A 26738-nucleotide genomic window follows, 5' to 3' on the forward strand; every position below is an offset into this window, starting at 1 on the left:
AATCGGCAGATCGTGGACGATTGCGGCCGGGTTGCCCATCTGTACGACGAAATGTCAGAATTCAGGCACGGACGAAGGGGTTCCATGATCACGCTCGACGAGACCGACCACGCGATCCTCGCGGAGCTGAGGGCCGATGCGCGTGCGTCCATGACCGCCATCGCCGAAGCGGTGCACATCTCGAGGGCGGGCGCGCATGCGCGGATCAAGCGCCTCACCGATGCGGGCATCATCACCGGATACTCGGTGCGCACGGATCCGGTGCTGCTCGGCCACCACGCCAGCGCATACGTGACGTTGGCGATCGAGCAGGCGACGTGGCAGGAGGTCAGCGCCCGGCTCCGCGCCATCCCCGAGATCGAGCACATGGCACTCGTCGGCGGCGACTTCGACGTCATCCTGCTCGTCCGAGCAAGCGACGCGCGCGACCTCCGCCGGATCGTGCTGGAGGACATCCAGGCGATCCCGTCGATCAGGTCCACCCGCACCACCCTGATCTTCGAGGACTTCACCCTCGTCTGATCCGGTGTCCGAGCGGGCGGACGCCGAGGTCATCCCTTCGCACTCGGACATCTGCGGCGCACTCCTCGACAAGTGGGCCGCCCGACGCCGTCCGACAATGAGACGACTGCCAGTTCCTTGGCACGCGTCCCGCTCGAAGGAGAGTCCCGATGTCCGAATCCGCCGCATCCGCAGCCACCGCGCTGCTCGACCGCATCCAGGCGCCGGAGGGCGCCGGACGAGACATCCCGGATGCCGCCACACGTGACGTCATCGGTCGTGCGCCCGAGCATTCGGTCGGTGACCTCGACGAGGCGATCGCGCGGGCGCGGGCCGCGCAGCCCGGCTGGGAGTCCCTCGGGCACGCGAAGCGCAGCGAGCTGCTGATCGCGGCCGCCGATGCGATCGACGCGAACGCCGAAGCGCTCGCGCACCTGCTCTCGCGCGAACAGGGCAAGCCGCTGAACGGCCCCAACGCGCGCTTCGAGCTCGGTGCCTGCTCGGCGTGGCTGCGGACCAACGCGACCATCCCGATCGAGTCGCAGGTGCTCGTCGATGACGAGACCCTGCATGCCGAGCTCGTCTACAAGGCCGCAGGGGTCGTGGGCGCGATCGGTCCGTGGAACTGGCCGCTGATGATCACCGTCTGGCAGATCGGTCCGTCGCTGCGGATGGGCAACACCGTCGTCGCGAAGCCCAGCGAGTACACCCCCCTGAGCGTGCTCGCGATGCTGGCCGTGATGAACGACGTGCTGCCCGCCGATGTGCTCATCGGCGTCTCCGGCGACCGCGAGGTCGGCGCCCGCCTCGCCTCGCACCCCGACATCGACAAGATCATGTTCACCGGATCGACAGCCACCGGGCGCCGCATCATCGAGAGCTCGGCCGGCAACCTCGCCCGCCTCACCCTCGAACTCGGCGGCAACGATGCAGGCATCGTGCTGCCGGGCACCGAGGTGTCGGCCATCGCCCAGGACCTCTTCTGGGGGGCGTTCATCAACACCGGTCAGACGTGCGCGGCGATGAAGCGCCTCTACGTGCACGACTCGGTCTACGACGAGGTCGTCGACGCGCTCGCCGAGATCGCGGCGTCCGTGCCGATGGGCAACGGGCTCGATGAGAACAACGTGCTGGGTCCGCTGCAGAATCGCGCACAGTTCGACATCGTGTCGCGGCTGGTCGAAGACGCGAAGGGCCGCGGCGCGCGTGTCGTCACCGGTGGCGAGGCGGCACCCGAACTCGGCGAGCTGTTCTACCGGCCCACGATCGTCGCCGACATCGACAACGACGCGGCCCTCGTGCAGGAGGAGCAGTTCGGGCCCGCGCTACCGGTGATCAGGTACAGCGATGTCGATGAGGCGTTCTCCTTCGCCAACTCGGTCGACGTCGGTCTCGGCGCATCGGTCTGGTCGAGCGACCCCGAGGCCGCTCGCGAGGCGGCGACGCGAATGGAGTCCGGCACGGTGTGGATCAACTCGCACGGCGGGCTGCACCCCATGGTGCCGTTCGGCGGGGTGAAGAGCTCGGGCTACGGCCTCGAGTTCGGCGTCGAGGGCCTCAAGTCCGTCGCCGTGACCCAGGTCGTCTCGGGCCCGGGGCGGAAGGCTCAGGCATGAAGTCCGCGATCGTCGTCGGGGCAGGAACCTCGGGCGCGATCGTCGCACGCCGGTTGGTGGATGCGGGAGTCGAGGTCACGCTGATCGAGGCCGGAGGGTACGACTCGAACCCCGCGATCCACGACCCGTCGAGGGCGGGGGAGCTCTGGCACTCGGCCGATGACTGGGACTTCTTCACCGTGCCGCAGGAGCACGCCGGCGGTCGCCGGCTGCATCTTCCGCGCGGAAAGGTCACCGGAGGGTCTCACGCGCTCAACGCGATGATCTGGGTGCGCGGCGCAGCCTCCGACTACGACGCATGGGAGCGCGCGGGAGCGACGGGGTGGGGATGGAGCACTGTCGAACCCGTCTTCGACGCGCTCGAGCACGATGTGCTGCCCGTCACCGACGACTACGAGCTCTCGCCGATCCAGGCGTCGATCATCGACGCGGCGGTCGAAGAAGGGCTGCCCCGCAATCCGAACTACAACGGCGGCACCCTCGACGGCGTCTCGCAGCAGCAGGTGACCATCCGCGACGGGCGCCGGGTGAACACATGGATGGCCTATGCGCAGCCGGTCGCCGACACGCTCACGGTCCTCACCGGACGCGAGGTGCATTCGGTGATCGTCGAGGAGGGGCGCGCCGTCGGCGTCCGGCTCGGATCCGGCGCCGACTCCGAGGATGTCTTCGCCGACGAGGTCGTGCTGTCCGCCGGTGCGATCGGATCGCCCGTGATCCTCCTGCGCTCCGGCATCGGCCCCGCCGCCGAGCTCGCAGCCCTCGGCATCCCGGTCGTGCTCGATGCGCCCGGCGTGGGCAAGAACCTGCACGACCACCTGCTCTCACCGGTCATCTTCACGACCGAGCGGCCGGTGGGGCCGCCGCAGCCCGGCGTCTCGGTCACGCAGTCGCACCTCTTCTGGCGCAGTCACGACGACCTCGCAGAGCCCGACACGCAGCCGATCCACTTCTCGGTGCCGATGTGGGGAGACCTCGAACCTCGCGGAGACGACGGATTCACGCTCATGGCCGGCCTGGTGACGCCGCACAGCCGGGGCACGCTCACCCTGTCCGGCCGCGACCTCGACGACCCGCCGCTGATCGATCTCGCTGCGCTCGCGGACGAGAGGGATGTCGCCTCGCTCGCGGCATCCGTGCGTCAGTGCCGTCGGATCGGCGGGCAGCCCGCGCTCGCCGACGCGTGGGGAGCGACCGAGGTGTATCCGGGCCCCGACGTGCCGGACGAGGGGATCGAAGACTGGGTGCGCCGCACCGCCATCACCTACCACCACCAGGTGGGGACCTGCCGGATGGGGGCGGATGCCGACGCGGTCGTCGACCCGCTGCTGCGCGTCCGCGGCCTCGAGGGGCTGAGCGTGATCGATGCATCGGTGATCCCGACCGTTCCGACGGGCAACACCAATGCGCCCGCCGCGATGATCGGCGAGCTCGGGGCGAGGTTCCTGCTCGGACGCTGACGGCTGTGCACGCTCGAAGAGCCCCCTCCTGCGACGTGCAGGAGGGGGCTCCGGCGTCTCGTCGGGCGTGCGTGTCTGTCAGCCCGCGGTGTAGACCTCGCGACCGGCGAACCACGTCGAGCGCACCGGGGTGTGCACGATCTCGTCGGCGGGGCCGGCGATCGCATCCCGGGCGAGCACGACGAAGTCCGCGGACTTGCCAGGCACGAGCGACCCGGTCTCCGATCCGAGACCCATCGCGGTCGCGGCGTTGATCGTGAAGACCTCCAGCGCCTCCTCGGCGGTGATCGCCTGCTCGGGCCAGAGGACGCCGGGTGCGCGACCGAGAGGGTCGGCGCGCGTCACGAGTCCCTGAAGTCCTTCGAGCGTGTTCGGAGACTCGCTCACCGGCCAGTCCGAACCGCCGGCGACCAGCGCTCCTGCATCGATCAGGGCGCGGTTGGGCTGCGAATGCTCGGCTCGATCACCGAGCACCTCGGTCAGCGCCTGAGGGATCACGCCGGGGAACCAGATGAACGGCGAGATGTCGGCCGACACATCGAGGGCTCGCAACCGGGGGATGTCGTCAGCGGCGAGGAACTGGCCGTGCGCGATCTGGATCGGGGTGGTGTAGCCGTCGGCGCGGATGCGTGCGGCGACGTCGAGCACGAGACGCGCCGACCCGTCACCCGTGCAGTGCACCTTGGCGCCGAGTCCGCGCTCCGCGACCGACCGCAGCCATGTGTGCAGCTCGTCGAAGTCCATCGCCGTCTCGCCGTGGAAGTGGGCGCCGTGCACGGCATCCGCCACGTACGGCTCGAGAAACGACGCCGTCCGCGCGGGAGGCACCCCGTCGAGGAAGATCTTCACGAAGTCCGGACGATGGTGCGGGGTTCGGTACTGCTCGCCCAGATCGATGAGCGCCGCGCCGATCGGATCGAACCCGAAGATCTCGTCGTTGATCAGCAGCGACGAGACGACCCAGGCGCAGAGCTCCTGGGACCGGTCGAGTGCCGCGAGCGCGGCGAGGATGTCTGTCGACACCCCGGCATCCTGGAACGTCGTGATGCCGAAGGAGTTGAGGATCTCGACGCCACGGCGCGACGCGGCGATGTGCTGCTCGGTCGTCAACCCGCCACTGCGGTCGTAGGCCTCCTGCACCGGGATGCCCGCCGCCTCGAGCAGCACCCCGGTCGGCGTCCCGTCGTCGGGATCGAGCAGAGTGACGCCGCCGGAGGGGATGCCGTCGGCGGTGATGCCGGCGAGCTGCAGAGCCCGGGTGCTCGCCCACCTGTTGTGCCTCGAGTCCTCGACCAGCACCACCGGTCGCCCTCCGGCCGCCTCATCGAGACGTTGCCTGGTCGCGGTGTTCGCGAGGGTGGGCAGCAGCGTGGTCGACACCGGGCCGCCCACGATCCACGCGTCAGGCGGCAGCGTCTGCGCCTTGTCGCGCACGAGATCGAGGATGTCGTCGAGGGCGAGCGACGGCGGCAGCGAGAGCTCGAACAGCTCGGTGCGGCCGGCCAGGGCGTGATGATTGTGCACATCCACGAAACCGGGGTAGACCGCGGCGTCGCCGACGTCCAGCATCCGCGTGCCCGGCCCGCGGTGCGCCTGCATCTCGACCCTGGTCCCGACGCCGAGGATCCGTCCGTCGCGCACGGCGAACGCCTCGACGACCGGCTTCCGACGATCCGCCGTGCGGATCACCGAGCCTGTGACGATCAGCTCGGCCGCCACTATCTCAGACCGCTCCGAACAGGGCGGGCTCGAGTCCCTCTGCATGATGCGTGGTCGAGAGCAGTCGGCCGTGCGCGCCGAACGTGAAGTGCGTCGGCACCTCGCCTGACTCGTCGAGTCCGAACAGCACGCCGTGCGAGCGGATCGCGTTCACGTCACGGTGGTCGGCGATCGTGACAGACGCGCACGGGATGACCTTCTCGCGCCACGCGAAGACGTAGATGCCGGGGCGCACCTCCCAGACGCTGTTCTCGTCGGTGTCGGCGAGGCCTCGTTCGGGGCCGGCGAGGCACTGCCACGAGTACCAGCGCTCCGAGAGGTAGACGTGCTCGTACGCGTGCTCCTCGCTGTAGACCCACTCGACCCGGCGGCCGATGAGAGTCGTCGTCGGGGCAGGCTCGGCGCCCGTCACGGTCGCGCCTTCGATGATGCTCGGTGCGAACACGTGCTGCACGCGGGTGCGCCCCTGTTCCGGCGCAGGGAGGATCACCGAGATGACGGCGAGGGCGCGCCCGTGGCGGAGGTCGACGACCAGCGACACGGCCTCGTTCGGCAGGTAGCTGTGATGGAACTGCACGAAGTACAGGTCGTCGTCGACCTCGAAGGCCTCGTAGTCGTCGGTGTCGGTGGCAGGCGCCGTCGAATCCTCGGCACCGGGGCGGTAGTCCCACGTGACCGTGGTGTCGGCGAAACGGTGCGAGATGCGGGTTCCGCGCGCGTCCTCGACCGTGATCTCCCGGCCGCTCAGCGCGGTCGTGTGCGGGGCCTTGTTCGCGTCGAACCCGGGGGCGAGGCCCTCGAGCGGAAGCCAGGTGGAGGTGTCGGCGGGGTTCAGGGTCGTCATGTCTCTCCTCGAGATGGGTGGGGGTCTGGCGAGCGTCAGCGATCGCTGAATCGCTCGAGGTCGGATGCGAGGCCCTCGTACACGGCGGGCCTGGAGCGCTTGAGATAGGCGCCGTAGACGATGCCGCCGATGAGAGCCACGACGAGCAGCAGCGGCATGAGGCGGATGGCGAGCTCTTCGGATCCGGCGACGATGTTGAAGTTCACGATCGCGAGCACCGAGATCGCTGCGATTCCGACGAACCCGATGCCCGGAGCGATGAATGTGCTCCACCACCGCGGGTCGCCGGAGCGACGGAAGTACACGACGATCGAGATCGCGGCGAGTCCCTGCAGGATCAGCACGCTCAGGGTGCCGAAGCCGAGCATGGCCGGCACCAGGGTGAGGATCGGGTCGGCACCGGCGATCGCGAAGATGATCGCCACGACGGCTGCGAACGAGGCTTGCACGATCCCCGCGAGCTGCGGGGCGCCGTTGCGTCGCGTGCGGGCCAGCGCGTGCGGAAGGATCCGCGAGCGCCCGAGGGAGTAGAGGTAGCGGGTGGCGGAGTTGTGGAACGCGAGCATCGCCGCGAACAGGCTGACGAGCAGCAGGATCATCATCACCGTGGTCAGCGGACCGCCGAGGTACTGCTGCGAGAGGGTGAAGATGAGGTCGCCCGTCGGCAGGTGCTCGAGAGCTGTGGCCTGTGCCTGCGCGACGCCGGTGGCGCTCACCACCGCCCATGTGGTGACGCCCAGGATCACGCCGATCGCGATGATCGAGGTGTAGGTCGCGCGCGGGATGGTGCGCAGCGGCTGCTTCGCCTCCTCGCTGAACAGGGCGGTCGCCTCGAAACCGAGGAAGCCCGTCGCGGCCAGGAGCAGGCCGATCGGCAGGGAGCCCGAGAACACGGCTTCGGGGCTGAAGGCGGCCACGTCGTATCCCGTCTGCACGAGCACCGAGACGTCGAAGACCACGAGCATCAGCACCTCGAGCACGAGGCACACCCCGAGGATCTTGGAGCTGAAGTCGACGCCGACCCTCGCCAGCACGAAGCAGACGACGATCGACAGCAGACCCCAGATCAGCCAGTGCACGTCGAGGCCCGTGAGGTCGCGGATGATGTTCTGCATGAAGAAGCCGCTGGTGCCGATCGTGCCGACCACGAAGAAGTTGTAGCCGAGCGTGGCGATGAGGCCCGCGACGAGACCGCCCGTGCGACCGAGGCCCTTCACGACGAAGGCATAGAAGCCGCCGGCGTTCACGAGCTGCTTCGACATCTGCGCGTATCCCACGGCGAACAGCAGCAGGATCGCGGCGACCAGGAAGAAGGCCATCGGTGTGCCGCCACCGTTTCCGAGGGCGATCGCCAGGGAGGCGACGACCACGATGCCCGTCAGCGGTGCGACGGCGGCGAGCACGAGGAAGACGATCCCGGCGACGCCGAGCGCGCCGGGTCGAAGAGAGGTGTGGTCCTGCTGCGTCGTGGACGCAGATATCGGGTCTGCCACGTCGGCTCCTTTGCTGGGTGACGGCCGTGTCGAACGGCATCGAGGATGAGGGGGATCGTCGATAGAGCGAGTCTGCTCGCGCCGCGAGTCCGGCGGTTGACCCTGAGCGAAGGACGATGGTGCCAGCGCGCACAGCCGTCCATGCCGTGTTCCCGGCTTGCGCACGGCGGAGCAGGATGACCGTGATGACACCGCCGTCCTTGAGGAGCGCCGCCCGGCGCTGCCGCGGAGTCTCGGGGGAGATCATGGACCTGCAGCTGAGCGGCACGACCGCGCTGATCACGGGAGCAGCGAGCGGCATCGGGCGTGCGACGGCGCTCGCGCTCGCCGCGGAAGGGGTGCGTGTGGCCCTGCTCGATCGCGATGGTGCTGCGCTCGCCGAGACTGCACGCGGATGCCGTGACGCCGTGTTGCGCGTGGCTGATGTCACCGACCAGGCACAGGTGGCGGATGCGGTCTCGACCTCCGTCGAAGAGCTCGGTGGGTTGGATGCTGTCGTCTGCTGCGCTGGGATCTCGGGCCCGGTCGGGTCGCCCATCGATGAGATCTCGCTGCTCGAGTGGAACACGGTGTTCGCCGTCAACGTCACGGGCGCGTTCCTCGTGCTGGCGCGGGCGCTCCCCGCGCTGCGCGCTTCGGCCGCCGCATCCGTCGTGCTGCTCGCGAGCGACTCCGCGTTCGTGTCATCGCCGGGCATGGCGCCGTACTGCGTGTCGAAAGCGGCGCTCGTCCAATTGGGCCGGTCGCTGTCGGTGGATCTCGCCCGAGACGGCATCAGAGTGAACACGGTGGCGCCGTCGATCGTCGACACGCCGATGAGTCGGGGCGACCTCGGCGCCGATGCGTTCGTCGATCCGTCGTTCGCGGTGCAGACGCCCGAAGACGTCGCCTCTCACGTGCTCTACCTCGTGTCACGACGCAGCGGAGCGATCAACGGCACGACGATCGTCAGCGACTTCGGGTACTCGGCCCGATCAGGATTCCCCGCCTGATGACCTCGGGGGCAGCGGATGGTGCGTGAGCGCGTGGACTTGCGCGTGAGCGCGTGAACTGCGCGGGAGCGCATCAGGAACAGGAGCAGACATGGGCATTGCAGTCGGATCGACGGTCTCGGGGCGCGTCGTCGTCATCACCGGCGGCGGAACCGGCATCGGAGCGGCGGTCGCCGAGCGGTATGCCGCAGAGGGGGCGCACGTCGTCGTGGTCGGGCGGCGGCCTGAGCCGTTGCGCGCAGTGGCGGATGCGGTGGGCGCTCACCCGATCGTCGCGGACGCCGCCGACACGGCATCCGCCCAGGCTGCGGTGGCTGAGGTGCTTGCGACGTTCGGGCGGCTCGACGTGCTGGTCGCGAACGCCGGCGGACACGGTTTCTCACCCGTGGCCGACACCGACGACGACAGCTGGGACGCGGCGATCCGCGCCAACCTCACCACGGCGTTCGTCATGGCGCGAGAGGCATTGCCGTCGCTGATCGAGGCGAAGGGGCAGATCGTGATCGTGTCGTCGCTCGCCGGTCTCTTCGCTGGTCCGTCTGTGGCCGGATACACGGTGGGCAAGCACGCTCTGATCGGTCTGACGCGGACCCTCGCCCGCGACTACGGACGACGGGGTGTGCGCGTGAACGCGGTGTGCCCAGGGTGGGTGCAGACGCCGATGGCGGACGACGAGATGGACGAGTTCGCCACGCAGGCGGGCCTCGGGTCGCGCGAGGAGGCATATGCGACCGTGACGGCGGATGTGCCCTTGCAGCGACCGGCTCGCCCCGCCGAGATCGCATCGGTCGTGCGGTTTCTCGGGTCGGGGGAGTCGTCGTACGTCACGGGTGCCGTGATCGTGGCGGACGGCGGATCCCACGTGGTGGATGTGCCGACGATCGCGTTCGACCGGGCGGGGATGTAGGGAGCATCTGTTCGCTCTCGTTCCTGGTTCGGTCGCTCCCGCTCCAGATGCGTGGTCTCTCCACAGCCTGGGGCGACGACTCGCGCCGCATAATTCCGGTAGGCCGGGATTCTTGGTCTGATCTGGGGTAAACGCGGGACGTTTCGGCTCTTGAATGTCGGTGGTTCCCGGTTGACTGGGGGTATGAACAGCGCTGCGGAGCTTTTGGATCGGGTCGTCGCCGACCTGGATGCGGTGCTGTCCGATGACGGGTTGGCGGGGTTGTCGGATGCGGAGCGGGTGGCGGTGTTGCAGGGTGCGGGGGCGGTGTTCCGGCGTGCGGAGGCGGTGATCGTGGAGTCGGTTGCGACGGCGGACACGGGGGACTTCGCCCATTCGGCGGGCTGTCTGGGTTTGAATGAGCTGCTGCAGCGGACGGTGGGTGTGGATGTGCGGGGTGCGACCCGGGTCGACAGGGTGGTCGATCTGGTGCGGCGGCCGCTGAGTCTGGCGGGGGAGAGGATGCCGGCGCGGTGGGCGGAGATGCGACTACCCGGGTCGACAGGGTGGTCGATCTGGTGCGGCGGCCGCTGAGTCTGGCGGGGGAGAGGATGCCGGCGCGGTGGGCGGAGATGCGACTGGCGCTGTTGGACGGGGTGGTCGGGGTCGCGGGGTTTCTGGCGGCGACCACGCCGATCGAGCGAGTGTGGGATCGGCTCACGGTCGATCAGCGGTTGGCGGCGGATGTTGCGTTGGCGGGGTGCGCGCGCGGTCATGGCCTGGACACGGAACCCGGCGACGACTCGACCGGTGACGACCCGGACGTGGACGAGCATGCGGACGGTCCGTCACCGACGGCGCAGGATCTGAAGGCTCTGGCGGAGGATCTCGCGTCGATGTTCGACCCGGATGGTGAGGAACCGAAAGACGAGGACGCTCGGCGTCGGCGGGGGATCACGATCAGCCGGTTGAAGGATGGCATGCACGCGATCCGCGGCTACCTGACCCCGGATGCCGCCGCCCAGCTGCAGCTCATCCTGGACGCGATCCTCAACCCCAAGGGTGACGGGCCGCCGATGCCCGGGGTGTTCTTCGCCCCGAGCGGGAGCTCCGATGCCGACGCGGATTCTTCGGACGCCGACTCTTCGCCTGCTGGTGCTGATGCGGGCTCGAACGCTGACTCGGATGCAGGGGAGGACCCGTTCAATTCGGATGAGCGCAGCGTGCTCGATGACCGCACCGCGGCGCAAAAGCGCCACGACGCTCTCGCCGCAGCGCTCGGGATCGCTGCCCGGCACAAGGACATGCCCACCCTCGGCGGCGCCTCACCGGTCCTCGTCGTGACCGTCGACGCGACAGACCTCGCCCACCACACCACCGGTGCCACCTTCGGAAGCGCCACCTTCGGAAGCGCTGCCTTCGGAGCCGCTGCGTCTGGAGTGAGTGGCACTGGCGGGTGGGCGACGATCCCCGGGTCCGGTGCGCACGTCCCCGTCTCCGTCGCGGCGCAGGTCGCATGCAGCGGGGCGATCCAACGCGTCCTCATGGACGAGGGTCGGATCATCGGGATCACGACCACGGATCGGGTGTTCACCGTGCATCAGCGTCGGGCGATCATCGCCCGCGACAAGGAGTGCCTGATCCCGGGATGCCATGTGCCGGCGTCGTGGTGTGAGATCCACCACGTCACCGAACACGCCAGGGGCGGCCCGACGCATACCGATAACGGTGTGCCGTTGTGCTGGTGGCACCACCGCTCCCTCGGCACCTCGGGGTGGGAGATCCGCATGGACGAGGGTCTTCCGCAGGTGCGCGGACCGGCATGGTGGGACCCCGCACAGCACTGGCGCACCCCACGAATCAGCGCCGCGCAATTCGAAGTTCCCGCGCGCCTCGCCCGCACCCGATGACATGGGCGAAATCAACCACACCGCCACGACCGGTCAGAGCACGCCTCAACGGTGCTCGGCCGAGGGGCCACTCGCGAGCCTCCGACGTGTCGGGTCTCAGCGCGTCGTCGGAGCGGCGTCACGCCGCACTGCCGATGCGATGATCTCGCCGAAGCGCCGAAGCGCCGAAGCGCCGAAGCGCCGAAGCGCCGAAGCGCCGAAGCGCCGAAGCGCCGAAGCGCCGAAGCGCCGAAGCGCCGAAGCGCAGCAGCGTCAGCGGGTCCCTGCGTCACCGCCGTGCCCACGCCACCGCGTCACCGAACGGTGAGCTCGAACCCGTCGGCGGTCGGAACCACGGTCACCTGTGTGAGGTCGTCGACGTGGAAGGTCGGCTGGTGAGACGTCGCGTGAGAGCCCACGCCGATGATGCGCATCCCTGCCGCATGGGCGGCCTGAATACCCGCGCCCGAGTCCTCGAACACGACGCAGTCGGCGGGGTCGACACCGAGAAGCTTCGCGCCGAGGAGGAAGCCCTCGGGGTCCGGCTTCGACGCCGATACGTTCTCGGCCGTCACCGTCAGAGACGGCACGGCGAGCCCGGCCTGTCCCATGCGGGCATTCATCAGCGTCACGTCGGCGGACGTCACGATCGCATGCGGATAGGGGCGCAGAGCCTCGAGCAGCACGTCGGCGCCCTCGATCGCGATGACGCCATCGACGTCTTTGCTCTCGTTCGCCAGCATCACGGCGTTCTCTCGGATGTTGATCTCGTGATCACGCTCGGGAAGCATGATCGCCATGCTCTGATGTCCCTGTCGGCCGTGCACCACGCTCAACACGGTCTCCGGAGCGATACCGTGCGGCGCGGCCCATGCCAGCCACAGCCGTTCCACGACAGCGGTCGAATCGACGAGAGTGCCGTCCATGTCGAGCAAGACGGCGCGGGCGCTGATGGTCTCGGTCATCCCCTCAGGCTACTGCGCAGCATCCGAAGTCCGAGGCGCACGACCGCATCACCCTCCGAGGTACGCGCGATGCAGCAGCTGCGAGTCCTCTTTCAACGCCTCCGCCGTTCCCTGGAACGAGACGCGGCCACCGGCGACCACCACCGCCTCCCGAGCGAGCCCGAGGGCGAGCTGCGTGAACTGCTCCACGAGCAGCACGCCGACGCCGGACTCGGCGATCGACTTCACGATCGGCATGAGCCGCATGAAGACCACCGGCGCGAGCCCGAGCGACATCTCATCGATCAAGAGGATCCGGGGCTTCGCGGCGAACGCACGGGCGAGCACCACCATCTGCTGCTCGCCACCGGACAGCAGAGCGGTGGGGGAGTCGATGCGCTTCTCGAGTTCGGGGAACTGCGCGAGCGCAGCATCCAGTTCCGCAGGCGTCCGCGCAGTGAGCGAGATGTTCTCACGCACGGTCAGCGAGGGGAACACAGCCCGCCCCTGCTCGATGTGCACGATGCCGCGGCGAGCCCTCGACACCCGGGACAGCTTGTCGATCGGCTCGCCGTCGAGCATCAGCGCCCCCGCGGAGTGCGGGGTCACGCCAGACACCGATTCGATCAGGCTCGTCTTGCCCGCCCCGTTCGGGCCGACCAGGGCCAGCACCTCTCCACCTCTGACCGTGAGGCTCACGTCCGAGATCACGGGTCCTGCGCCGCGACTCACGGTCAGCGAATTCAGCACGAGTTCGCTCACTTCAGCATCTCCGTCTCTCCCATGTATGCCTTCACGACCTCCGGGTTCGCGAGCACTTCTGCCTGCGGCCCACTCGCGAGCACCCGACCGAAGTCGAGCACGGTGAGCATCGGGCACACCGAGCGCACCAGATCCAGGTCGTGCTCGATGATGATCAGCGCCACGCCGTAGCGAGTGGGCAGTTCGCGCAGCCGTGCCGCGAGAGCGAGGTGCTCGTCGTGCGACAGGCCGGCCGCCGGTTCGTCGAGGATCAGCAGTCGTGGCCGCGAGATCACGTTCGCCGCCACCTCGACGAGCCGTCTGGTGCCGACATCGACGCTCGACAGCCGCGCACGCGCCGGGGGGCATCCGAAGAACTCCAGCACCTCGTCGATGTCGGAGGCAGCCAGTCGCCGCCGCGCCACGAACCTGACGTATGCGCCGACGGTGAGCGCCGGCGGCACCCTGTCCTGCTGGAAGGTGCGGCGCAGACCGAGTCGTGCGCGACGCGTGGGCGAAAGGCCGGCCAGGTCTCGATCTCCGAGCAGCACCCGCCCTCCGTGCTTCGGCAGGAACCCGCTGATCGCATCCACGAAGGTCGACTTGCCCGCTCCGTTCGGGCCGATGAGTCCCATGATCGACGCCGCGGGCACCTGGAACGACACGTCGTCGAGTGCCTTGAGCGCGCCGAACTGCACCGTGAGCCCCTCGACCGTCAGCACGGGTGCGCCGTCCAGCGCGCGCTCGTCGACGGTCGCGGTGGTCGTGGTCGTGATGACCGTGTCGCCCGCCTCGGCATCCGGAGGCAGCGCCGTCAGGGTCGCCGACGCCGTCTTGCGATCCGCGCGTTTCCAGAGGAGGGTGCGGATGCCCTGCCCGAGGTTGGTTCCGCTGGTGATCGCCTGCACGCCGAGCACTCCGAAGACGACGAATGCCCAGTCCTGCGGCACTCCCCAGCGCTTCAGGAGCTCGGGGACGAGCACCCAGAGGATGCCGCCGAGGATCGCCATGTCGATCAGATGCGCTCCCGACATGACGGCGAGCACGTAGAGGGCGAGGGACTGCAGCGGGGTGAAGCTCGATGCGAACGGAAGCTGCACCTGACCGGCGAGCAGCCCGCCGGCGATGCCGCCGAGTGCGGCCGAGACGGCGAACGCGGTGAGCTTCGCGCTCTGCACGCTCTGACCGGCAGCCGCGGTGCCGCGTTCCGAGAAGGCGACGGCCTTCCAGCTCGATCCCCAGCGTCCGCGCTGCAGGAAGAACACGCCCAATGCGCAGACGGCGAGCACCACCACGGAGAGGAAGAAGAACTCTCGGTCGTTCGAGAACATCGTGGGGCGCTCGACGGCCGTGCCGTCGGCGGAGCCGGGGAACTGGATCTGCACGAGGGTGACGTCCGCGGCAGCGGCGAAGCCCAGGGTGACGACGGCGAGGTTGACCCCGCGCAGCCGCAGCGCCGGGAGGCCGACGAGGATGCCGACGAGGCCCGCGGCGATGCCGCCCATCACCAGCCAGACGACGAAGCCGCCCGGGGCCTGCATGACGTTCAGCAGGGACACGATCCAGGCGCCCACCGCGGCGAAGGTGAGTTGGCACAGCGCGATCATTCCGGCAGACCCGGTGACGATGCCGAGTCCCAGGATCGCGATGGCCGCGACGACCGCGCTGATCGCGAGGAAGACGAAATAGCCGGGAAGCGCCGTGCTCAGGACGGCACCCGCCCCGACCGCGACGGCGGCGACGGCGAGAGGCCAGGACAGACGGAACCAGGGACGATCAGCGAGCGGCATCCCACACCTCCTTGCGCTGCGTCCACAGGAGCAGGACGACGATGAACAGGAACGGGAGGAAGTTGCGCACGAGCGCGACCTCGTCGATCTGCGCGACGAGACCGCCGAGCACACCGAGCACGACTCCGCCGACGACGGCGAGATCGAGTCGGCGGAAGCCCCCGAGCAGCGCGGCGGCTGCGGCGGGGACGATGAGCATCGCGAGGCTGGTCGCGTCGTTCGACTGCGACGGCGCGACGATCATGATCGCGATCGCGCTGATCACGCCGGTGACGAACCACACGGCGATCGACAGCGGGCGCGATCGGATGCCGAGGAGTTCGGCGGTCGTCGGGCGTTCCGACAGCGCGCGCAGCTGCGTGCCGACCCTCGTTCGGCGCAGGACGATCCGCACCGCGACCGCCGTCACGATCGCCATGACGACTGTGGCGATCGTCACCTGGCTGATCACGACCCCGCCGAAGGAGAACGCGGGGCCGGCGATGATCGGCGTGAACGGCTGCGGCTTGTTGCCGAACAGGATGAACGACATCGAGATCAGCAGGAGCAGGGGTCCGACGGTCATCGCCGATCGGGTCGTGGTGGAGGCCTCGGAGAGCCAGGTCGCGGCGATCCATCCGATCGCGGCTGAGAGCACCCCGCCGAGGAGCACGCCGAGTACGGAGCCGAGCCAGATCGGCAGCCCCAGCTCGCTGACGAACCATACGGCGCTGAAGGCGCCGAACATCCCGGTCGCGGCCTGGGCGAAGTTGACGACACGAACGAGGCGTGACATCAGGGTCAGGCACACTCCGAGGACCGCATAGAGACCGCCGGCGGCGAGACCGGCGATGGCGCCTTGCAGCATGAGGCGTCCTTTCTGGTGTGAGGGGGAGGAGGACCTGCCGCCGAGAATGCGCTCGGCGGCAGGCGAGGGGCGGCTACTCGCCGATGCGGAGCCAGTCGTCGGCGACCTTCTCCCAGGCGTTCGTGCCGGATTCGAGGATGATCGGCCAGCCGGCGGTGTTCTGCGTGCCGAAGGCAAAGGGCGTTCCGACCATGGGGTTCTCGATCGGTTCCATCCCTCGCAGCGCCTCGGTGACGGTCTCGCGTGTGATGTCGCCGTCGATGCCCTCGAGCACCTCGATGAAGTACGTCGCCGCGAGGTATCCGCCCTGGCTGAACGAGGTGAGGGGGATGTCGTTCGCTTCCATCAGCTCCCGCCAGTCGGCGTTGATCTCGTCGTCGTCCGTGAACGGGTAGAACTCGGCGGGGACGTAGATGCCGGCGCCCGCATCGTCGATCGCGTCGGCGAAGTTCTCGCTGTAGACGCTGGTCAGGTAGAGCCAGGTCACGTCGTCCCATCCCTGGGCGTTCGCGGCCTTGACCTGGCCGATCGCGTCGGGTTCGACCGGGTTGATCGCGAGTGCCTTGCACCCCTGCTCGCGGGCCTTCACGATGTAGGGCGTGTAGTCCGATGCGCCGTAGGGCACGGTGTCGTCGACGTACTTCGGCTCCTTGCCGGTGATCTCGGTCCATTTGTCGATCGCGGCCTGGTAGGTCGGGCGCGTGGAACCTGCGATCTCCAGCAGGATGCAGATGTCATCGAGCCCGAGCACCTCGGAGCCGTACTGCAGGGTGAGGGTCATGTCGTTGAACGGGCCGACGTTCGCGGGCGAGATGTTGTTGCTGGCGAAGCAGCCGGTGTCCACCCCGATGCCGGGAAGCGACAGGATGTCCTCCTGCTCGTAGTACTTCGCGTTGATCTCGCACTCGATCAGGCTCGCCGATCCGACCAGGGCGACGGCCCCGTCGCTGCCGACGAGCTCGCGGGCGGATGCCGTGGCGGTCGCCGGGTCTCCCTTGTCGTCGAGGGTCTTGTACTCGATGGTGCGTCCGTCGAGGCCGCCGGCCTCGTTGAACGCGTCGAACACGGCGGCCGCCGCGAGGGATGCCTCGGGGAACGTCGCCGGGCCGCTGATCGTGTTCACGGAGCCGACGACGATGGGGGCGCCTTCGCCGCCTCCGCTGCCGTCTCCGCCGGCGCAGCCGGCCAGGGTGAGGGCTGCCACGGCGATGAGCGCCGCAGTGCCGGATACTCGCTTGTTCATGTGATTCCTGCCTCTCGTGTGCTTCGGGTCTGCTGCGGTCAGTCGCGGAGTGCGCGGTTGACCAGCTCGGTGTCGGTGAACTGCTCGAACGCGACGACCCTGTGATCGATCAGGCGCCAGACGTGCGCGACGCGGGCGGCGAAGAATCGGCCGGTCGCTCGGTACGTACCCGAGTAGGTGCCGATGCCCACGACCACGTCTCCGCCGTCGATGACCTCGTCGATGGCGACCGTGTAGTCGTCCCACTCGTCGTGGATGCGCTGGAAGACACCCGCAGCCACCGCATCCGGTCCCAGGTATGTGCCGGCGTAGGGGAAGCCGGCGGCCTCGGTCCAGCTCACGTCGTCGGCGAGGGGCGCGAGCATGCCGTCGAGGTCGCCGCGATCGCTCGCCGCGTAGTGCGCGGTGATGATGTCTGCGTTGCTCATCGGAGTCCTTCCTGAAAGTCGTCGGTCAGACGGGCTGAGCGTCGGGGTACTCGACGGACCCGAGCGGATAGATGTGGCCGCCGCCTCGTGAGTGCTCGGCGTCGCCGTCGCCGTTCAGGCCGAGGAAGATCCCGGTCGTCATCAGCTGGTAGCCGAGGTCGTGCAGCCAGACACTCGCGACGGCGATGCGGAACTCGCGGAAGCAGAACAGGTAGAGGCCGTCGGCGAACTTCCAGACCGTCGAGAGGTCCATGTCGCCGTGACCGCGCTGCACACCCTCCAGGCACTGCCATGCATAGCGCTGGCTCGAGATGTACACGTGCTCGTAGAGGTGGTGCGGGCTGTATCTGTAGACGTTGCGCTTGCCGATGAGGTCTCGGCTCGGCCCGGGCACGGAGCCCGTCGCAGTGCCGCCGTCGGTCGTCGCCGCCCAGAAGTCCTGCCCGACCTGCGGGGTGCCCTCGACGGCCTCGGCCGCGATCCGCGACCGCACGACGGTCGCCCGGTGCGTCGTCGTCGAGTACACGACGGTGATGGCCTCGCGCTCGCGACTCTCGAGCGGGATGTTCACGAACACCACATCGTCGCGCACGGCCACGGCGTCGTACGGGTCGGTGCCCGACTCGCCGAACGCCGACCACGTGACGGCGATCGCGTCGAACGTCAGCGAGAGCGTCGAGCCGTCATCGAGGGCGAGCGTCAGCGCGGTGCCGGACAGCGAGGCGTTCGGCAGTCGGAAGGTGTCGATGCCCGCGGCGAACTCGTCGTAGGTGCGCCATTCGTCGAGGGCGGAATCGGTCGTGACAGGGGCGGTCATGAGGGTCCTGACGTCGCATCAGCAGAGCATCTTCGCTCCGGGCACCGCATCGTCGCGGTGCGCTTGCCCCATGCTCCGGCGGCGCACGGCATCCGCTCAAGAGAGGCGGTGCCATCGCGCGCCGACAGTCAACCGGCGTGCCCTGCAGAGCAAGGATGAGGCGGGAGTCTGCCGTGCCGTCGTCCTCGCCGCACTCTCGGGTGTCAGGATGAGGCATGCGAACAGAACCTCGGGCAGCCCTGTCGCCGGCGGTCAAGGCGGTCGCCTGGACGGCCTCCGTCTTCTTCGCTCTGCTCCTCTTCGCCGTGGCGTGGGTGTGGTGCGGAATGTCCTACGAGGAGCAGTTCAGCGAGCAGTCCAAGGCCGTCAGCGCCGGGTCGACGATGCAGGGCTGGGGACTCACCGTCGGCCTCGTACCGGTGCTGGTGTTCCATGCCCTGGTCGCGATCGGAGCGTTCTTCGCCGTCCACGACGGTGGACGGCGCGGAGTGCCGGCAAGTCTGGCGCTGGCGGTGGTGCTCGTCCTTGCGGTTTCGCTGCCGGGTTTCGTCGCGGTGCAGCTGCTCTACGGAGGCACGATGTTCGCACCGCCGGTCTACGTTCCCTGACAGGCCGTACGCCGAGCGTCGTTCGCCGGGCTGAACGGTCCCGGGTCAGTGCGCGGCGCGGTACTCGCTGGGGGAGATGCCGAAGGCGGTCTTGAATGCGCGACTGAAGTGCGCCGCATCGACGAAGCCCCACCGGGCGGCGATCGCGGCGACGGGACGATCGGCGAGCATCGGGTCGAGCAGATCACGACGGCACTGCTCGAGGCGGCGCGTGCGGATCCACGTCGAGACGGTCACGCCCTGCTCCTGGAACAGTCCGTGCAGGTGGCGGGTCGAGATGAAATGCGCCGACGCGACGGTCGCAGGTCCGAGGTCGGTCGAGGCGAGGTTGCGGTCGATGTACGAGCGGATGCGCTGCACGAGAGCGCGATGAGGATCGGCCGACACTTCGTCGAGGCCGAGTTCGCGGGTGAACACCGTCGTGACGAGGTCCAGCGCGCTGTGTGCCAGCCGGGCTCCCGTCGTTCCGGCGAGCTGATCGAGGTTGCCGGCGAGCTGCGTGAGATAGGGCACGACCATCCCGCCGAGACCGCCCTGACCCGAGATCCGCACAGCGGTGAGCTGCCCGATCATGTCGGAGGGGAGGCTGATCAGATGCTTCGGGAACATGACGACCATCGTGCGGAAGTCGTCGTCGAAGACCAGGGAGTACGGACGATCGGTGTCGTACACGGCGAGATCCCCGGCCTGGAGCACGGCTTCCCGGTCGTCCTGGATCAGCATCCCGGTGCCTGCGAGCATGAGGCTGAGCTTGAAGTACGACCGGTCGCTGCGCGCGATGAGCTCGGGCGTTCGCTCCACGACGTGGGACGTGGCGCGCACCTCGTTCACGTGCACCTCATCGACCGACGCGCCGCGGATGATCCCGCGGAAGTGGTCGGGCCCGGCGGTCGAGACCTGCAGCGGCACGAAGGACTCCGAGACGGCGGCGCGGAATTCGCTGATGTTGCGCGCGACGAGCGTCGACACCGATTCGGCGGGGGCGGCGAGTGCACCGTTCATGACTGATCACCTCGGGTGGTGGAACGACGACGTTGTATACGATCCGTGCCGTGATGTTATCACCGGCACCGTCCAGAGGGCGAGGCTTCTATGATGTGGGCGGAGGCCAGCGATGCGATATCTCGGCGACAAGGTCATGCAGGTCCTGCGTCAGCTGCAGGGACCCGACACGGCGGATGCGGTGTTCGAAGCCACCGCGCTGATCGTCGGGGCGGTGTTCTTCGTGCTCGGGTTCGCGATCGGGTGGCCGGTCTTCTGGGGCCAGGAGATGGCGATCAGCGGCACCGGCTCGATCGGGGCGTTCGCAGCCTATGGCGGCGCGATCACCGCCGTGCTGGCCTTCGCGCTCGGCCGCCTCGTCGTCAGGCCCGCGACGATCGCGCCAGACGGAACCCGCGACGGGTTCAGCGTTCCGGGGGATCGGTTGCGCTGGTACGACCTGGCCGCGATCGCCTTCGCGCACGCAGCGATCGCCTACCTGGGGTGGCTCGGCATCGCCGAACTGCTCGAGCGCAGCTTCACCGACGCCCCGGTCTTCGCCTTCCCGGGCGCGATCCTGGTGGCTGTGGCGTTCGCGCTCACCGCCTATGTGACGTTCCTCAGCGCCGTGGCGCTCACGCCCACAGTGCTGTCGCTCGTGCTCGCGGTGTTCCTCGTGGTCGGCGCATTCGCCGCGATGCTCGCCTCCAGCGATGTGTACTGGTGGCAGGACAACCTCTCGGCGCTCGGCATGAGCACCAACAGCGCTTCGGCCGCCTTCAACATCACACTGATCATCGCCGGCGTCATGGTCACGACGATCGCGCGCTACGCCACGGCGGGGCTGCCGGTGGACGATCCGATCGATCGGCGCGGCCGCTTCATCGTGCGCGGCGGTCTGATCCTGATGGGCATCTTCCTCGCGTGCGTCGGGATCTTCCCCGTCGACGAGTTCTTCCTCGTGCACAACACGGTCGCCACCGGCATGGTCGTCGTGTTCGCGGTCGTCGTGGTGGGTCTGCCGTGGTTCCTGCGCACGATCCCTCGGGTCTTCGTGGCGTTCGGCTGGGCCTACGTGCTGGTGATCATCCTCCTCGCGTCGTTCTTCGCCGTCGGCTACTACAACCTCACAGCGGTCGAGCTGATCGCCGCCGTGCTCATCTTCAGCTGGATCATCGTGTTCCTGCGGACGGCTGGATCGGTCGATCCGGAGCGTCGGCACGAGCCGGTTCCGGCCTGAGAGCCGCCTCTTCAGCGCAACGGCTGCGTGGCGTCGGCGGTGCGCTGGAGGGCGTGGATCGTGTGCGCATGTCGGCGCTGCGCGACGCCGACGAACAGGCAGTCGACGACGGCGAGCTGCGCGATCCGGCTGACCATCGCCCCGGCGCGGAGTCGCGGCTCGCGAGCACGAGTCAGCAGGGCGTGATCACAGCTCTCGGTGACGGGTGACGATGATCCTCCCGTGACACCGATCGTGACGCCGGCCGCAGCGCGCGCGGTCTGCAGGAAGTGCACGGTCTCGCGGGTCGTCCCCGAGTGCGAGAAGCCGATGGCGACCGTCTTCCTTGCTCCGAGCGATGCGGCGGCGCTCGCCTCGTGAGAGTCGGTGAGCACGATCGCCGCGTGTCCGATGCGGAGCAGCTTGCGGCCGAGGTCGGCAGCTGCCTGCCCGCTCGCTCCGATGCCGAAGAGCAGCACGCGATGGGCGTCGTCGATCGCTTCGACCGCAACGGCGAGGCTGTCGTAATCGAGGTTCGCGATCGTCTCCTCGATGGCCAGCAGCTCCAGCGCCGCGAGCTTCGCCGTCGCTTCGCGCAGCGTATCGGCCGCGGAGATCTCGGAACCGAAACCGGATGCCGCAGGGAACTGCACCGACTCGCGGCCGAGCTCGGTGGCCAGCGCCATTCTCAACGCGGCGTAGCCGTTCACCCCGATCGTGCGGCAGAAGCGGACGACCGAGGCCACCGAGGTGTCGCATCTCGCCGCGATCTCGGTGATCGTGCTGTCGACGACGAGGGTCGGATCGTCGGCGATCGTCCGAGCGATGCGCGCCAGCGACGGCGGCAGCTTCTCGGCCGCTGTCGCGATGGTCGTCTGGATGCTCATGGCTCTCCTGGCGGGGGGCGGATATCGGTCGTGTGAACAATTCTTTCATGCCCGACTGCTGGTGCGTAGACTATTTCCATGTCTTCTTCGCGAGCCCATGTCGCCGTCGACCTCGGCAAATCGCGATGCCGTGCGGTGATCTCGGGGCCGTGGGGCGCGGACGATCTCCGCCCTCAGCGCCGGCCCGTGTACGACGGCATCGGGGCACCCGGTCTTGCGGCCGCAGACGGCGTCGCCGCAGCACTCGCCGCGATCCTCCCGCTGAGAGAGCGACTCGATGAGCCGATCTCAGACGTCTCGGTGGGCGCTGCGGGAGCCTGGGCGGCCCCCGAGGCCGCATCCGAGCTCGCACATGGCCTCGCCCGAGCGATGCAGGTGCCGGTGTCCGTGACCTCCGACGTCGTGTCCGCCCACGCAGGAGCGCTCGGTGGCGGGGCAGGCGTGCTCCTGATCGCCGGGACCGGCGCAGCGGCCCTCGGCATCGACGGCGAGGTGGCCACTCTCGTCGACGGGTGGGGACCCGAGCTGGGGGATTTCGGCAGCGGATCCTGGTTCGGGCGAGAGGCGCTGCGCGCTGTCCTTCGTGCCTCGGTCGGCCTCGCACCCACGACAGTGCTCACGGATGCCGTGGGAGCGACGATCGGCGGCCCTGCAGCGATCCCCGCCTGGCTCGCGATCGACGGCCCGCTGCCCCGTCGCCTCGCGGCACTCGCGCCGCTGGTGCTCGATGCGGCAGAGAGCGGCGACCCCGTCTCGGTGGAGATCGTCGCCGAGGGCGTCCGTCTCCTGGTCGCATCGGCGGTCGCCGCGTCTGCGGGCAGCCGAGATGTCGCCCTCCACGGCGGACTCACCGCACATGTCTGGTTCCGCTCGGCACTCGACCGGGCGCTGGGCGCCGCGGGCCGCGCTGTCGCCGCCTCAGCCGGTGACGCCATCGACGGAGCGCTCCTGCTCGCGGAGCGCACTGATCTTCCCCATGAAAGGTTCGTGCATCGTGCCGAATGAACACGCCAGACTGACCGCCCTCCTCGACGTCCTCTCGACGCTCGGCACGGAGGCGTCGACGACGGAGCGGGGCGATCTCGACCTGCTCGAGACCGCCGAGCTCGTGCGGCGGATGAACGCCGAGGATCACCGTGTCCCGACCGCGGTCGGAGAGCGCAGCGTGGAGATCGCTGCAGCCGTCGACGGCATCACCGAACGCTTCCGCGCCGGCGGGCGCCTCATCTACCTCGGGGCGGGCACCGCGGGCCGCGTCGGAGTGCTCGACGCCAGCGAATGCCCGCCGACCTTCGGTACGGACCCCTCGATGGTCGTGGGGCTGATCGCCGGCGGGGAGACGGCTATCCGCGCTGCGGTCGAGAACGCCGAGGACGACGACGAAGCCGCGGCGGCCTCGCTGCAGGAGCTCGGGCTCACCGAGCGCGACACGGTCGTCGGCATCTCGGCGTCCGGTCGCACCCCCTACGTCGTGGGAGGCCTGGAGTTCGCGCGGGGCATCGGCGCGCTCACCGTCGCGATCGCCTCGAACCCGGCATCCGAGATCGGGGCTGTCGCCGAGATCGCGATCGAGGTCGTCACCGGGCCGGAGTTCATCTCGGGTTCGACGCGCCTGAAGTCGGGAACCGCGCAGAAGCTCGTCGTGAACATGCTCACCACCCTGTCGATGATCAAGCTCGGCAAGACGCACCACGGCGTGATGGTCGACCTGCTGGCCACGAACGAGAAGCTGCACGCGCGCTCGATCCGCACGGTGACCGAGCTCACCGGAGCCGGGGTCGACGAAGCCTCCGATGCGCTGGACGAGGCCGGCGGCTCTGTGAAGCTGGCGATCCTGATGATCTCCACGGGGGCATCGGCGGATGACTCGGCTCGGGCGCTCGACGAGGCTGACGGAATCCTGCGCGTCGCGATCGCCCGACTCTCTTGAGGGGCACGTTCGCCGCGTGCTTCCGCCAGGGGCTGCCGGATGACGACGACGCGCTGACCTCCGACGACGACGCGCTGATCGCCGACGACGACGCGCTGACCTACGACAGCGACGCCGAGGGTCAGTGGTCGCAGGTGCAGGATCCGCCGCCTCCGCAGCATCCTGCATCCGCAGAGACGTGCGCCTGAGACGACTCCGGGACGCCCATCGCGGGGTTCTGATCGAGGAACCCGTTGGGCTTGAACCAGAATCCGGCGTAGTCGACGGGCATGATCGGCCAGTCCTCGGGGCGAGGGAAGTGCGTCAGGCCGAACGTGTGCCACAGCACGATGTCCTCGCCGTCGAGCGATCGGTCTCCGGCGGTGTATTCGGGCAGGCCGGAGCCGCCCTGATGCGCGTTCGGATACCGGCCGGCGGGCCAGATCTGCCCCTGCTCGTGCTGCGTCGCCCACAGGTGCCTGGTCGCGAAGGCTGCTCGCGCCGCCACGGATGACTCGGGGTCGGCCATCAGCAGTGCGGTCGGCTGGGGGATCAGGTGGTACGCGGTCGGGCGCCCGACATGGTTCGTGCGCGATGTGCTCTGCACCTCCCAGGCGCGCGCGACGGACGAGTCGGCATCGCGCTGAGCGGCGGACTCGGTGGAGAGCTGAGTCTCCGACCAGGTGAACGCGTTGCCGAACGGGTTGTCGGGCCCCATGGGGATGCGCTGAGCGTCGATCTCGAACAGGCGGTTCTCGTCGCCGTCGATCGCGACGTCGAGTCGAGCGCAGAACAGGTGCTGGTGCACGGGGGCGAACACCCCTGGGGCGAGCTCGGTGGCGTGCTTCTGACGCACGCCGGGTTCGCCGGCACCTGCGAACACGATTCCCGTCGCCTTGGCCACGACCTCGATCGAGCCGTCGAGATAGAAGTGCCAGTAGAAGCCGTAGTCGTAGTTGCCGATCGTCGAGAAGTACGACACCACGAAGCGTCGCGAGCGGCGCACATCCGAGCGTCCCGCAAGGTCGGTGTGCTTCCAGAGGATGCCGTAGTCCTCCTCGTGCATGCAGACGACGTTGGGGATGCGCACGGGGTGGCCGTGGTCATCGGCGACGTAGCCGTCGAGGTAGCGGATCACGCCCAGGCAGTCGCAACCCAGCTCGAGGTGGTTCGCGTTCTTGCCGAGCAGGTACTCACCGGCATCGAAGTAGCTGATCCAGAAGCGACCCGGTGCGGTGTCGCCGTAGGGCACGACCATCTCGGGCACGCTCGCTCTGCTGAGCACCGAGCGTCCGTCGAACGCGACGTCGTGCAGCACGAGCCCCTCGCGGGCATTGAAGCTGACCCTCATCGACCAGTTCTCCCACTCGACCAGAGATCCGGTGACGGCGAAGCTCGGACCCTCCGGCTGGGTGATCTCGATGGGCTTGAGCGTCGTGCGCGCCGCGCCCTGCACCTCGGGGTAGTAGTTGCCGTGACCCGCGGGCACCGGCACATCGCCCTCGTCGTCGATGCGGATGACGCTGCCCGCGGTCAGATCGATGTGCACCACGAGGCCTTCGACCGGATGCGCCCAGGGGGAGTCGTTCTCGTCGTACTTCAGGAACGTGAGGGAGCGGATGACGCGGCGACCCACCTCGTCGGCACGGCCGGTGTAGCCCGGGGCGAGCGGGCCGCAGAACGCGAACTCCATGTGATCTGCGAGTCCGCGGCGCGTCATCGCCGCCTGCCACTCGGGCGAAGCCTTCGCGATCGCCGCCGCGCGCTCGTACTCCTCGAAGAGGTACTGCGGCTGGCCGTAAGGGGGCGCGTCGTTGGGCACCCTTACGTTGCGCACGACCTCGCCGCGGGTGATCGAGACGACCACCTCGGTGGCGACGCCGGTCGCGGTGTCGAGCAGGGTCGCGTCGATCCGCCGGTCGATGGGGGAGCCGGGCGTCCACGCGGCGAGCTCCTGCTTGGTGGGCTCGTCCGGCAGGAGCATCGGCACGCGAACCGTCTCGCCGAGCAGCCCGGCGGATTCGAGCACGGCGCGGGCTGCGGCGATCTCGGCGCCGGTGAGCGGGTCGAGCGGATGCGGCATCGGGATCCGGTCGATGGAGACGGGCTGGGGGTGGGACATCGTCGTACCTCACTATTTCGAGCGAGCGCTCAATAAACGGATTGGCTCGATGGTACGACGGTGTGGCGGGGTGCACAAGAGCCTGCTGGCGATCGACTCTGCGCGGAGCGCGGAGCGCGGGGTGCGGGGTGCGGGGTGGGCGCGCGGGGTGCGGGGTGGGCGCGCGGGGTTCAGGCGCGCCAGGGCGAGAGGATGCTGTCGAGCACTGCGAGATGCGCCTCGGCGCCGCGCGGCTCGGTGACCTCGAGCACCTGCTGCCCGTACGTGATCGATCGGAGCAGCGACATCACCGCATGCTTCGGCGTGGCATCCGACAGCTCGCCGTCGACGATCGCCTCATCGATGGCCTCGCTGATGCGGTCCTGCCAGGTCGCGAGCGTGGGGGAGCCGGCGTCCGGGGAGGACGCGAGCGTCGCGAGGCGTCCCCAGAATCCGACGACCACGTACGCCTCGGTGCGTGTCTCCGCCTCGACGGGAAGGACTTCCCGCATCAGGGCGTCGAGTCTGGTCAGCCCGCGGAGCCCCGCGGTCACCGATCGGATGCGCTCGTCCGTGCGCCGGGTGATCTCCGCCGCCGCCGCGCGGATCACGTCGTCGAATCCGTCGAAGTAGTGCCAGAGTGAGCCGGTCGCGACGCCGAGCTCCTTGGCCACGGCGCGAGACGACACCGCCTCGTGCCCGTCGCGGGCGGCCACGGCGAGCAGCGCCTCGGCGATCTGCCGGCGGCGCTCATCGTGGTCTACGACGCGGGGCACATGCCCATCCTGACGTATCTCTCGCAGGTATCGCTATTTTGAGCGGT

The 26738-nt window shown here is 68.9% G+C and carries 26 protein-coding genes; 12 read left to right on the forward strand and 14 right to left on the reverse strand.

What is annotated here, in order from left to right:
* Positions 1–84 precede the first annotated feature (84 nt).
* The 3 genes from ASF87_RS11270 (at position 85) to ASF87_RS11280 (ending at position 3577) form a co-directional block, all read left to right on the forward strand.
* Positions 85–522 carry an Lrp/AsnC family transcriptional regulator gene (locus ASF87_RS11270; RefSeq protein ID WP_042541627.1) on the forward strand — a complete coding sequence of 146 codons (438 nt, stop codon included), beginning with the start codon at positions 85–87 and terminating at the stop codon, positions 520–522.
* A 149-nt stretch (positions 523–671) separates the two neighbouring features.
* Complete coding sequence (locus ASF87_RS11275) at positions 672–2117, forward strand: aldehyde dehydrogenase family protein (protein ID WP_056375940.1); 1446 nt, start codon at positions 672–674, stop codon at positions 2115–2117.
* Positions 2114–3577, forward strand: a complete 1464-nt coding sequence (locus ASF87_RS11280) for a GMC family oxidoreductase (protein WP_056375942.1) — start codon at positions 2114–2116, stop codon at positions 3575–3577. The genes ASF87_RS11275 and ASF87_RS11280 overlap by 4 nt, the downstream gene beginning before the upstream one ends.
* Before the next feature lie 78 nt (positions 3578–3655).
* Here the strand turns inward: ASF87_RS11280 and ASF87_RS11285 are convergent, their stop codons facing one another.
* The 3 genes from ASF87_RS11285 to ASF87_RS11295 are packed head-to-tail and all read right to left on the reverse strand — an operon-like array spanning position 3656 to position 7633.
* On the reverse strand, positions 3656–5296 hold the full coding sequence (locus ASF87_RS11285; protein ID WP_056375945.1) for an amidohydrolase: 1641 nt from the start codon (positions 5294–5296) through the stop codon (positions 3656–3658).
* Between the two features lie 4 nt (positions 5297–5300).
* Complete coding sequence (locus tag ASF87_RS11290) at positions 5301–6140, reverse strand: molybdenum cofactor biosynthesis F family protein (RefSeq protein ID WP_056375947.1); 840 nt, start codon at positions 6138–6140, stop codon at positions 5301–5303.
* Between the two features lie 35 nt (positions 6141–6175).
* Complete coding sequence (locus ASF87_RS11295) at positions 6176–7633, reverse strand: APC family permease (protein ID WP_056375949.1); 1458 nt, start codon at positions 7631–7633, stop codon at positions 6176–6178.
* 185 nt (positions 7634–7818) lie between these two features.
* Here ASF87_RS11295 and ASF87_RS11300 point away from each other — a divergent pair, with 185 nt between their 5' ends.
* From ASF87_RS11300 to ASF87_RS11315, 4 genes are all read left to right on the forward strand, one after another.
* The gene (locus tag ASF87_RS11300) at positions 7819–8625 is read left to right on the forward strand and encodes an SDR family NAD(P)-dependent oxidoreductase (RefSeq protein ID WP_235558928.1); all 807 of its coding nucleotides are present in this window, start codon (positions 7819–7821) and stop codon (positions 8623–8625) included.
* Between the two features lie 91 nt (positions 8626–8716).
* Positions 8717–9532, forward strand: a complete 816-nt coding sequence (locus tag ASF87_RS11305) for an SDR family NAD(P)-dependent oxidoreductase (protein ID WP_056375952.1) — start codon at positions 8717–8719, stop codon at positions 9530–9532.
* Between the two features lie 183 nt (positions 9533–9715).
* Complete coding sequence (locus ASF87_RS11310; protein ID WP_056375954.1) at positions 9716–10105, forward strand: hypothetical protein; 390 nt, start codon at positions 9716–9718, stop codon at positions 10103–10105.
* A 17-nt stretch (positions 10106–10122) separates the two neighbouring features.
* A complete protein-coding gene (locus ASF87_RS11315; protein WP_157550059.1) occupies positions 10123–11421 on the forward strand; it encodes an HNH endonuclease signature motif containing protein in 1299 nt (432 codons plus the stop codon).
* A gap of 293 nt (positions 11422–11714) precedes the next feature.
* Here ASF87_RS11315 and ASF87_RS11320 read toward each other — a convergent pair whose 3' ends face one another.
* The 7 genes from ASF87_RS11320 to ASF87_RS11350 form a co-directional block, all read right to left on the reverse strand.
* The gene (locus ASF87_RS11320) at positions 11715–12365 is read right to left on the reverse strand and encodes an HAD-IA family hydrolase (RefSeq protein ID WP_056375958.1); all 651 of its coding nucleotides are present in this window, start codon (positions 12363–12365) and stop codon (positions 11715–11717) included.
* A 48-nt stretch (positions 12366–12413) separates the two neighbouring features.
* A complete protein-coding gene (locus ASF87_RS11325) occupies positions 12414–13106 on the reverse strand; it encodes an ABC transporter ATP-binding protein (RefSeq protein ID WP_056375960.1) in 693 nt (230 codons plus the stop codon).
* Complete coding sequence (locus tag ASF87_RS11330) at positions 13103–14875, reverse strand: branched-chain amino acid ABC transporter ATP-binding protein/permease (protein ID WP_056375962.1); 1773 nt, start codon at positions 14873–14875, stop codon at positions 13103–13105. Before ASF87_RS11330 ends, ASF87_RS11325 begins: the two co-directional genes overlap by 4 nt.
* Complete coding sequence (locus tag ASF87_RS11335; protein ID WP_056375964.1) at positions 14862–15722, reverse strand: branched-chain amino acid ABC transporter permease; 861 nt, start codon at positions 15720–15722, stop codon at positions 14862–14864. Before ASF87_RS11335 ends, ASF87_RS11330 begins: the two co-directional genes overlap by 14 nt.
* A 73-nt stretch (positions 15723–15795) precedes the next feature.
* Positions 15796–16965, reverse strand: coding sequence for an ABC transporter substrate-binding protein (locus ASF87_RS11340; protein WP_056375966.1), 1170 nt, complete (start codon positions 16963–16965; stop codon positions 15796–15798).
* 38 nt (positions 16966–17003) lie between these two features.
* Positions 17004–17393, reverse strand: a complete 390-nt coding sequence (locus ASF87_RS11345; protein ID WP_042542120.1) for a nuclear transport factor 2 family protein — start codon at positions 17391–17393, stop codon at positions 17004–17006.
* Positions 17394–17418: 25 nt separating this feature from the next.
* Positions 17419–18210, reverse strand: coding sequence for a MoaF C-terminal domain-containing protein (locus ASF87_RS11350; protein WP_056375968.1), 792 nt, complete (start codon positions 18208–18210; stop codon positions 17419–17421).
* 215 nt (positions 18211–18425) lie between these two features.
* Here ASF87_RS11350 and ASF87_RS11355 point away from each other — a divergent pair, with 215 nt between their 5' ends.
* On the forward strand, positions 18426–18818 hold the full coding sequence (locus ASF87_RS11355; protein ID WP_056375970.1) for a hypothetical protein: 393 nt from the start codon (positions 18426–18428) through the stop codon (positions 18816–18818).
* A 45-nt stretch (positions 18819–18863) separates the two neighbouring features.
* On the opposite strand, the gene ASF87_RS11360 is transcribed toward ASF87_RS11355, so the two are convergent.
* Entirely contained in the window at positions 18864–19820 is a 957-nt protein-coding gene (locus tag ASF87_RS11360) for a helix-turn-helix domain-containing protein (protein ID WP_056375972.1), read from the reverse strand.
* A gap of 112 nt (positions 19821–19932) precedes the next feature.
* Between ASF87_RS11360 and ASF87_RS11365 the strand changes: the two genes are divergently transcribed.
* A complete protein-coding gene (locus tag ASF87_RS11365) occupies positions 19933–21039 on the forward strand; it encodes a DUF998 domain-containing protein (RefSeq protein WP_056375973.1) in 1107 nt (368 codons plus the stop codon).
* 11 nt (positions 21040–21050) lie between these two features.
* Here the strand turns inward: ASF87_RS11365 and ASF87_RS11370 are convergent, their stop codons facing one another.
* On the reverse strand, positions 21051–21905 hold the full coding sequence (locus tag ASF87_RS11370; RefSeq protein WP_056375976.1) for a MurR/RpiR family transcriptional regulator: 855 nt from the start codon (positions 21903–21905) through the stop codon (positions 21051–21053).
* A 78-nt stretch (positions 21906–21983) separates the two neighbouring features.
* Between ASF87_RS11370 and ASF87_RS11375 the strand changes: the two genes are divergently transcribed.
* From ASF87_RS11375 to ASF87_RS11385, 3 genes are read left to right on the forward strand one after another with little or no spacing between them, the layout of a single operon-like run.
* Positions 21984–22910 carry a BadF/BadG/BcrA/BcrD ATPase family protein gene (locus ASF87_RS11375; protein WP_056375978.1) on the forward strand — a complete coding sequence of 309 codons (927 nt, stop codon included), beginning with the start codon at positions 21984–21986 and terminating at the stop codon, positions 22908–22910.
* Positions 22900–23835 (forward strand): N-acetylmuramic acid 6-phosphate etherase, encoded by a 936-nt coding sequence (gene murQ, locus ASF87_RS11380; protein WP_056375980.1) that lies wholly within the window; start codon positions 22900–22902, stop codon positions 23833–23835. The genes ASF87_RS11375 and murQ overlap by 11 nt, the downstream gene beginning before the upstream one ends.
* A complete protein-coding gene (locus ASF87_RS11385; protein ID WP_056375981.1) occupies positions 23832–24023 on the forward strand; it encodes a hypothetical protein in 192 nt (63 codons plus the stop codon). Before murQ ends, ASF87_RS11385 begins: the two co-directional genes overlap by 4 nt.
* On the opposite strand, the gene ASF87_RS11390 is transcribed toward ASF87_RS11385, so the two are convergent.
* Complete coding sequence (locus tag ASF87_RS11390; protein WP_200933724.1) at positions 23957–25936, reverse strand: primary-amine oxidase; 1980 nt, start codon at positions 25934–25936, stop codon at positions 23957–23959. The two genes, ASF87_RS11385 and ASF87_RS11390, sit on opposite strands and share 67 nt — an antisense overlap.
* Before the next feature lie 170 nt (positions 25937–26106).
* Complete coding sequence (locus tag ASF87_RS11395) at positions 26107–26691, reverse strand: TetR/AcrR family transcriptional regulator (protein ID WP_056375983.1); 585 nt, start codon at positions 26689–26691, stop codon at positions 26107–26109.
* Positions 26692–26738: the final 47 nt, after the last annotated feature.

Source organism: Microbacterium sp. Leaf161, from assembly GCF_001423645.1.
GTDB lineage: Bacteria > Actinomycetota > Actinomycetes > Actinomycetales > Microbacteriaceae > Microbacterium > Microbacterium forte.